Source organism: Bacteroidota bacterium (assembly GCA_030706565.1).
In the GTDB taxonomy this organism is placed as follows: domain Bacteria; phylum Bacteroidota; class Bacteroidia; order Bacteroidales; family JAUZOH01; genus JAUZOH01.
Genome location: JAUZOH010000155.1, coordinates 1 through 8,364 on the forward strand (window position 1 = coordinate 1; position 8,364 = coordinate 8,364).

Sequence of the window (8,364 nt, forward strand, 5' to 3'; positions counted from 1 at the left end):
CAGGAAGTATTTTCAAAGAATGGTGATTTTTATGAAAATAACGATCCTGACAAAAAGAGAAAAAGTCATTGGAGTTTAAATATTCCCGGACAAAATAGTGAAAAGCAGAAAAATTCTCATTATATTTTTAGATCTGATGGTAACGATAACTACATTAATAAAAGGGGAAATGTTCACTCAGGACAAGGGGTATCTAATTCAACATTAGATGGTATAAATACAGCAGCAAATATAGGAGGTAGGGTTTCTAATATCTGGAGTGATGCTGCAAGATACTCAATAGAAGGCATGAGTAAACCCGATATTGCAAGACCATTAGTTAGAGGAATTGGTATTGGAGTCAAAACTATCGGTTATACAGGCATGATAGCTTCTTTAGGTATTGACATGTATAAATACAATCAAAATCCTACTTGGGGAAATGCTGGTCGCGTTGGTATTGTTGCAGCAGCAATAGGTATTAGTTACGCTTGGCATGGTCCTGGTACAGCTATTGGAGTTGGAACTGCAGCATTAAATGCAGCAGGTGGCTTAAATGGCTTCTACAATTTTCTTGATGCTAATCAATCGCTATATAAAAGTAATGGGCATATTATGGTACCAGGCTTAAATCCTTTTAATCCTTTAACAATAATTAAAATAAAATGATATATCAATATTTATTTTACCGATTGTACAAAAGACAACGTACTAAATTTTCTGAAATAGAAAGTGTGATATTTGCTATGCTTACTCTTACGGCTATTCTTTTTGTGAACTTTTTTACTTTAGATATTTTTCTACATAAAATATTGTTAACACCACCGATTTTTAGCTCTATTGCAATTGTCATAATTATAATGGGAGTATTTTTAGGCTTAAATTGTTGGTTGTTTTTAGTAAATAAGAGATATATAAGAATCGAGCAGAAATATAGTAATGAGTCAAAAATGCATCAGAATATTGGTACGTTTACTATTATTACTTACGTTATTTTATCATTTATTTTATTCTTTGTTTCAGTGAATTTCAAATAGACAACGAAGATGTAATTGCAAAAAAGATGGAGCAATCCGGCTTTTCTTGTATTGTTTAAACGGTAAAAGTCAAGACTTGATCTGACAGTCAGAGATTGGATCAAAGGATTTTCTGAGGAATTTTACAAGTTTGAGCCGGTTTCCGCTTTACCAAACATATATAGGTATTAATATTTATTTAAATGGAGCATATAAAATATATCTTAACATTAGAGTTATTCATATGTATTCCTGTAGTAGGACAAAACCTTGTTATAAATGGTGAATTTGAGATTTTTGAGAATTGCCCAAATTCTTATCTCTCGCAAAAACATTTTCTAACAGCATGGTATAGTCCTACAAAAGGTACTCCAGACTACTTTAATAAGTGTAGTAAAGGATTAGCAAGTGTTCCTAATAACTTTGCTGGTAAAGCTTATTCTGAAAACGGAAATGGTTATGTTGGTTTTATTGTTGCTAGTTTAACTGGCACGATAGGTGTGAAAAACTTTTATTCAAGAGAATATATAAGCACTAAACTGAATAGCGCCTTGAAAAAAGACACATTATATCGTGTTTCATTTTTAATCACACATGCGTTGTACTCAAAGATTAGCATAAACAAGCTTAGTATATACCTAAGTAAAAAGGAAGTAAATAAATCTACTACAAGAGAACTGAAATTGACACCACAAATAAGTTTTGATTTATCAACTGTCTCAAAAAAAGGTTGGGTTTTGCTTTCTGCTATTTACAAAGCAGAAGGAAAGGAACGATTTTTAACTATTGGGAATTTTCAAAGAGATAGCGACCTAATCTGGACAAAAGATGATATAAAAGAAAATAGTAAATCACCCTTTGATATTGGTGCGTATTATTATATTGATAACGTAATATTAACCAAGGTTGACAGGACACAAGTAAAAGAAAGAGATTTTACATATTAAAAATAGAGAGACTGTTCGCAGGGGCTTTTGCATTTAGCTGAATTAGTCACGATTTAATCTGCCAGTTTAAAAATTTTGCCTCAAATTAAGTGCCTGACCTGAGAATTTATATTTTTTTTGTCGTTCTGATTTTGTCCTTAGAAATAACAATAACATTAAAGTATCTCAAGAAACCTTTAATCGACCTTATAAACTGATTAACGAAGTGAATAAACATTTCCGAAATGCAAGTTTAATGAATACAAGGGAAAATATGATAGAGACATAATACTAACTATTCCGGAAAATTAAATCATTTTGAATATCCCCTTCATAGCAATTTTTACTAAAAAATAAAACCAAAGCTAACTTTGAACTTTGCTGCAGTAAGCCCTATATTTTTTATTCCACTATATTGAATTTTTTTGTTGAAAAAAATTACCAAAAAATAACGGTTTTCAACTCAATCAGTAAAAAAGGCGCATCAGGAGCCTTTTGAGCTTTTCTAATATCAATAATAATAAATACAAGGGCAATTAAAATATATGGATGTGAATATATTTTTCTATTAAAATTTTATCAATTACTTTTAGTATGTTATTATCGCAAAATTATTTGCTTGATTCATAATTTTTTAATTAATTCCACATAGTAAAAGAAAATATTAAAAGATTTTTTTCAGCATGACAGATTTTAAAACAATCTCTGTTTAATTTCAATCTTAAATATTAACCATTCCTTTTTTATGAAAACCCAATTGCCTAAAATTTTAAGTGTTGACAGAGAAAAATGTGTCAATTGTCATAAATGTATTGCTGTATGTCCTATCAAATATTGCAACGTTTGCATTGGTAATACAGTTGAAGTAATAAATGAACAATGTATAGGTTGCGGGGCCTGCATCAAAGCCTGTAGCCATAGTGCCCGGATCTATCATGATGATTTTTCTGAATTTTTAAATGACCTGGACAACGGAATCAGAATAGTCGCTATTGTTGCCCCTTCAATAGCTTCAAATTTTCCGGACAATTATCTAAAAATCAATAGCCTTTTAAAACAAATGGGAGTTGATGCAGTATTCGATGTTAGTTTTGGTGCTGAATTAACAGTTAAATCTTACTTAAATCACCTTTCGAAAAACAAACCCCAATGTATAATATCCCAGCCCTGTTCGGCCCTGGTCACTTATATCCAGACCTATAAGCCTGAATTATTGCCCTACCTGGCCCCTGCAGATAGCCCAATGATGCACACGATGAAGATGATCAAAAAATATTATCCTCAATATGCCCAACACCGTATTCTTGCAATTTCACCTTGTCTGGCTAAAAAACGGGAATTTGAAGAAACAGGTATGGGGGATTATAATGTCACCATCAAATCATTAGAGGATTTTATAATCAGTCAGGAAATCAATTTATCCGGATTTCGGGATACGGACTACGATAATCCTCCTGCCGAAAGGGCTGTTTTATTTTCAACCCCGGGAGGGTTATTGCGCACCCTTGAAAGGGAAGTCCCCTCAATTGGAAAAGTAACGCGTAAAATTGAAGGCAAAGATACCATTTACCCATACCTGAATACCCTTTATGAGGAAATTGTTGCCGGTCGTGCCCCCTTACTGATCGATTGCCTGAACTGTGAATCCGGTTGCAATGGTGGCCCCGGGACTTTAAATCAGGATGAATCCCTGGATAAAATTGAGTATTATATCGAAAAAAGGAAAAATGAGACTGAACAAAAGTATGTATCCAAAAAACAGATTGATAAAATACTGGAGAAATACTGGGATGAAGACTTATACGCCAGAAAATACAGGGATCTTTCCGGCAATAATCAGATTAAAATACCTTCTGAACAGGAGTTAAAGCAAATTTATAAGGAAATGCGGAAGGTTAAAGAAGGTGATTTCTATAACTGTGCTTACTGTGGATATGATACCTGCGAAAAGATGGCTATTGCCATATACAACAACCTCAACAGAAAGGAAAACTGCTATCAATATAAATCGAGTATTATTGAAGAGATGGCTGCAGGTATAAAAGATACGTCCAATAAACTAGAGGGGAAAAGAGATGTGACGCAAAGTTCGGTAGAGGGAATCCAAACCATGACAAAAAAATTAAAAGTCGAATTCGATAAACTTCTTTCATTAGTTAATGATAACGCCAATAAATTAAATGATTTTGATGATATTGCCAATTCACTTTCAACCATTTCAAACCAGACCAATTTGATCGCTTTAAATGCAGCCATAGAAGCAGCCCACGTCGGCGAAATGGGACGTGGCTTTGCTGTAGTTGCATCGGAAGTGAAACGTTTAGCTGAAAAATCCGGAACACAATCAAAGAAGATAAAACCTTACCTTGATGAAATTGCCTTGTTATTTAAGACAATTAATAAAAGTATCAATATGGCCTCATCTGATTTTTCGAATGCCAATGACCTTAACCTTAAAATAAGCAATAACCTGAGTTCCATTATTGAAATGATTTCTGAACTGAATGATAAAACCACAATATTCACGCAAGAAACCCAGGTTTTAAATGAGAGAGTAATCAAAAATTAGTCGTAATTTTACTTTAATCATTAAAATGAAAATTATGAAAAGGATAAGTTTTTTAATTTGCTTCACCTTACTTGCAGGGCTTTTGTCAGCCCAAGGACAGAAAACGGTTAAATTAAACCCTCCGGATTTGACCAGGGGATATCCTGTTATGAAAGCATTGTCATTAAGAGCCTCAGACAGTCAATTTGATACTGCCCCCTTAAAACTTCAGGATTTATCTGATTTATTATGGGCAGCTAATGGCATCAACCGGCCTGCAATAGGGAAACGTACGGCGCCTTCCGCAATGAATGCACAGGACATAGATATTTATGTTTTTCTCGAATCAGGGGCTTACCTTTATAACGCCAAAGAACATGCACTTGATTTAATTGCAGAAGGAGATAACAGGAATCTGTTTGCCGGCAGACAGGAGAAATCTTCTCCTTCAACAATTTTCCTGCTTGTTTCAGATATTTCCAGGTTCAGATTTGGCACGGATTCTTTAAAACTGGTTTGGGCCGCCGAAGATGCAGGAATCGTTTCTCAAAATATCAGCATTTTTTGTGCTTCAGTTGGATTGGCCACCAGGCCAAGAGCCGGAATGAATCAACAAAAACTAAAAGATCTGCTAAAACTGAGAAGTTCTCAGTATCTGATGTTAAATCATCCGGTATCCTATAAAAGGGAAGGTAAATAATTTAATTCCCTTTCGTAAATCCATAAAAAAACTCCTGGCTAAAGTTTATCTTAACCGGGAGTTTTTTTATAAAAATCAAAGATTAATTTTCAAATTGCTTCTTCACAATCTGACTGATCCCTTCCTGCATGGAAATATGTTCTTTCCACCCCAGTTTATGTAAAAGCGAAACATCCAAAAGTTTCTGATAGGTACCATCAGGTTTTGAACTATCCCATTTTATTTCTCCTTCGAATCCCACAATCTCTTTGACCATTTCTGCAAGATGGCCAATGGTCAGGTCGGTTCCCGTGCCAATATTGATATGGCTGATTGGAATAACCCTTTTTGCACTTCCTGTAATCTCAAAGATATCTTTGGCCTCAACTTTTTCCATCAGGTAAACACAGGCATCAGCCATATCATCCGAATGTAAAAACTCACGCAGGGGCTTGCCTGTTCCCCATAATCCTACAGAAACTTTCTTATCCGTACCCTGATATTGAATTCCATATTTATTTATTTTTTCGAGAATGGCTTTTTCATCGGCCTTGCCGTTTACGCCTTCAACAGGATTTTTATCAAAATCTTCACGTATGACAGACCAGTTGTTGTTCTCTAGACATTTTCCCAGGAACATTTTACGGATCAATGCAGGCAACACATGAGAAGTTTCCAGGTTGTAATTATCATTGGGCCCATAAAGATTGGTGGGCATAACAGAAATGTAATTCGTCCCATATTGGAAATTATAAGCCTCGCACATCTTTAGTCCGGCAATTTTTGCCAGTGCATAAGGTTCATTGGTGTGTTCAAGCTCGCTGGTAAGGAGGTATTCTTCTTTAATGGGCTGGGGGCAATTCCCGGGATAGATACAGGAACTACCCAAAAACATGAGCTTTTTTACTCCATTGAGGTAGCTCTGATGAATCACATTATTCTGAATCTGCAGGTTCTCATAAATGAACTGGGCACGGTAAATGCTATTGGCCATGATACCGCCTACCTTGGCAGCAGCCAGAAAAACATATTCGGGTTTTTCTTTTTGAAAGAAATCAACAACTGCCTGCTGGTCTTTTAAATCAAGTTCACTGTGGGAACGGGTAATAATGTTGTCATAACCCTTACTTTTCAGGTTTCGGTAAATAGCCGAACCCACCAGTCCTCTATGGCCAGCTACAAATATTTTTGAATTTTTTTCCATTTTTTATAAGCTTTCTCTATTCTTGATCTTAGTATAATCGGCGTTGATCATAATTTTGACCAAATCTTTAAACTTGGTTTTTGGTTCCCAGCCCAGTTTTTCTTTTGCCTTTGAAGCATTTCCAATCAGCAGATCTACTTCGGTAGGCCTGAAATAACGGGGATCAACACCAACCACTTCTTTTCCCGAAGATTTTAAATAACCTTTTTCCTCAATTCCCCTGCCCTTCCATTCAATTTCTTCATTAAAATATTTGAATGATTCTTCAATAAATTCCTTTACGGTATGTGTTTCACCGGTAGCCAGGACATAATCTCCGGCTTCAGGAGCCTGCAGGATACGCCACATCCCTTCGACATATTCGGGCGCATAACCCCAGTCACGTTTGGAATTCAGATTACCCAGCAATAATTTATCCTGTATACCCAGCATGATTTTCGAGATTGCCACAGTTATCTTACGGGTTACGAAGGTTTTGCCCCGTCGTTCCGACTCGTGGTTAAATAAAATCCCGTTGCAGGCAAATAAATCATAAGCTTCTCGATAGTTTACGGTAATCCAGTAAGAATAGAGTTTTGCGGCAGCATAAGGACTTCTGGGATAAAAAGGAGTTTTTTCGGATTGAGGGATTTCCTGCACCTTTCCAAAAAGTTCGGAAGTGGAAGCCTGGTAAAATTTAGCCCTCAAACCGGTTTCCTTAATTGCATCCAGGAAACGCAAGGTACCCACTCCATCCACTTCTGCGGTATATTCAGGAACTTCAAACGATACCTGTACATGACTTTGGGCACCCAGGTTATAAATTTCATCGGGATGGACTTTTTCGAGAATACGGTTCAGGTTACTCGAGTCGGTCAGATCGCCATAATGGAGAAACATCGTCTTATTAAGAATGTTTTTATCTTCATAAAGATGCTCAATTCGGAAAGTGTTAAAAGAGCTTGAACGCCGTATGATACCATGAACCTCATAGCCTTTGCTCAGTAAAAGCTCGGTAAGGTACGAACCGTCTTGTCCGGTTATACCCGTAATTAAAGCTGTTTTCATATTCTTTTCTCTCTAGTTTTTTGAATGATAAACAAAAGTAAAAATTATGTCTTGAAATTTCCTCATTCAGACAATATTTCTTAAAGCAGACTCATTTATAAACATGCAACATACCCTGGTACAGAATGATTATCTAACACTTGACCCTTAGATTTATGTTTTTTGAACTTCAGGGTAAGTTCTTCTTTCTGATAATCAATACAAGCTTTGTATTTGAGCAGAAAATCGCTTCCAATCAGCCCGCTGATGGTCTTATCCATGATTTTGCTGTAAACTTCATTCACATAAGTCAAATCAATAAGAACTACTTCAAATGAAGGAAGTTCAAGGGCGCCTAATTTGAAATCCCTGAGGGTACCCTGAAAACTCTCCCCTATCTGGGCAGATATTCCTGCGCTCTGCATCTCATTTTCATTCTGCTTCAGGTTTTCGACCCTATCCTTAAGGATATTGAAGGCAAAGACAGTTTTAGAAGCGCCCGTATCAATTACCAGGGAATAAGCCTTCCCCTGAATGAAACATCTGACAAATAAATGATAGCTTTCCTGGTCAAGCTGAATAATTTCTATGGGAATATGCGCAACCATTATATTTATATTTAACTATATTAAAATCATTTGAGTTATTATTTCTAAAGTATTGATTTAATTAATACCACGTCCTGAAATTCTTACATCAAAAATTTCAGCCCTAAAACCTTTAATTCCAAAAAATTTCTTAAAAAACGGATTAAAAAGTAGAAAAGTCAATTGAACAAAAATCATATTTTATTGATTTATAAATTTTTAATTAGGCTAAAATTTAAGTAATCTTTAAGTAAATAATATATTTATATACAAATCAAAAGGTTATTATATAAATTAACAATTCCATGTCTACCCAAAAACCTTTGGATTCAACATGGAATTATTAAATCTATACTACTGATAGTAAACTATAAACTAAAGTAAATTAAATCTTTAATC

General features: G+C 35.2%; 7 protein-coding genes. 4 read left to right on the plus strand and 3 right to left on the minus strand.

The genetic code is table 11. The annotated features are described in order from the left end of the window. The 4 genes from Q8907_09290 to Q8907_09305 form a co-directional block, all read left to right on the plus strand. Positions 1-648, plus strand: a 648-nt coding sequence (locus tag Q8907_09290; GenBank protein MDP4274457.1) for a hypothetical protein, incomplete at its 5' end; no start/stop codon positions are given. A gap of 550 nt (positions 649-1,198) precedes the next feature. Beyond that, a complete protein-coding gene (locus Q8907_09295; protein ID MDP4274458.1) occupies positions 1,199-1,942 on the plus strand; it encodes a hypothetical protein in 744 nt (247 codons plus the stop codon). A 724-nt stretch (positions 1,943-2,666) separates the two neighbouring features. Then, entirely contained in the window at positions 2,667-4,490 is a 1,824-nt protein-coding gene (locus Q8907_09300) for a [Fe-Fe] hydrogenase large subunit C-terminal domain-containing protein (protein MDP4274459.1), read from the plus strand. Between the two features lie 34 nt (positions 4,491-4,524). Beyond that, positions 4,525-5,169, plus strand: coding sequence for a SagB/ThcOx family dehydrogenase (locus tag Q8907_09305; protein MDP4274460.1), 645 nt, complete (start codon positions 4,525-4,527; stop codon positions 5,167-5,169). Between the two features lie 82 nt (positions 5,170-5,251). Here Q8907_09305 and Q8907_09310 read toward each other — a convergent pair whose 3' ends face one another. From Q8907_09310 to Q8907_09320, 3 genes are all read right to left on the minus strand, one after another. Continuing rightward, complete coding sequence (locus Q8907_09310; protein ID MDP4274461.1) at positions 5,252-6,352, minus strand: GDP-L-fucose synthase; 1,101 nt, start codon at positions 6,350-6,352, stop codon at positions 5,252-5,254. Positions 6,353-6,355: 3 nt separating this feature from the next. Continuing rightward, positions 6,356-7,399 (minus strand): GDP-mannose 4,6-dehydratase, encoded by a 1,044-nt coding sequence (gene gmd / locus Q8907_09315; GenBank protein ID MDP4274462.1) that lies wholly within the window; start codon positions 7,397-7,399, stop codon positions 6,356-6,358. A gap of 95 nt (positions 7,400-7,494) precedes the next feature. Next, positions 7,495-7,986, minus strand: a complete 492-nt coding sequence (locus Q8907_09320) for an aspartyl protease family protein (protein ID MDP4274463.1) — start codon at positions 7,984-7,986, stop codon at positions 7,495-7,497. Between the last annotated feature and the right edge of the window lie 378 nt (positions 7,987-8,364).

Coding starts and splice junctions, on each gene's coding strand:
- Q8907_09305 (MDP4274460.1), top strand. CDS start 4,525: ATGAAAAGGATAAGTTTTTTAATTTGCTTCACCTTACTTGCAGGGCTT.
- Q8907_09295 (MDP4274458.1), top strand. CDS start 1,199: ATGGAGCATATAAAATATATCTTAACATTAGAGTTATTCATATGTATT.
- Q8907_09300 (MDP4274459.1), top strand. CDS start 2,667: ATGAAAACCCAATTGCCTAAAATTTTAAGTGTTGACAGAGAAAAATGT.
- gmd (MDP4274462.1), bottom strand. CDS start 7,399: ATGAAAACAGCTTTAATTACGGGTATAACCGGACAAGACGGTTCGTAC.
- Q8907_09320 (MDP4274463.1), bottom strand. CDS start 7,986: ATGGTTGCGCATATTCCCATAGAAATTATTCAGCTTGACCAGGAAAGC.
- Q8907_09310 (MDP4274461.1), bottom strand. CDS start 6,352: ATGGAAAAAAATTCAAAAATATTTGTAGCTGGCCATAGAGGACTGGTG.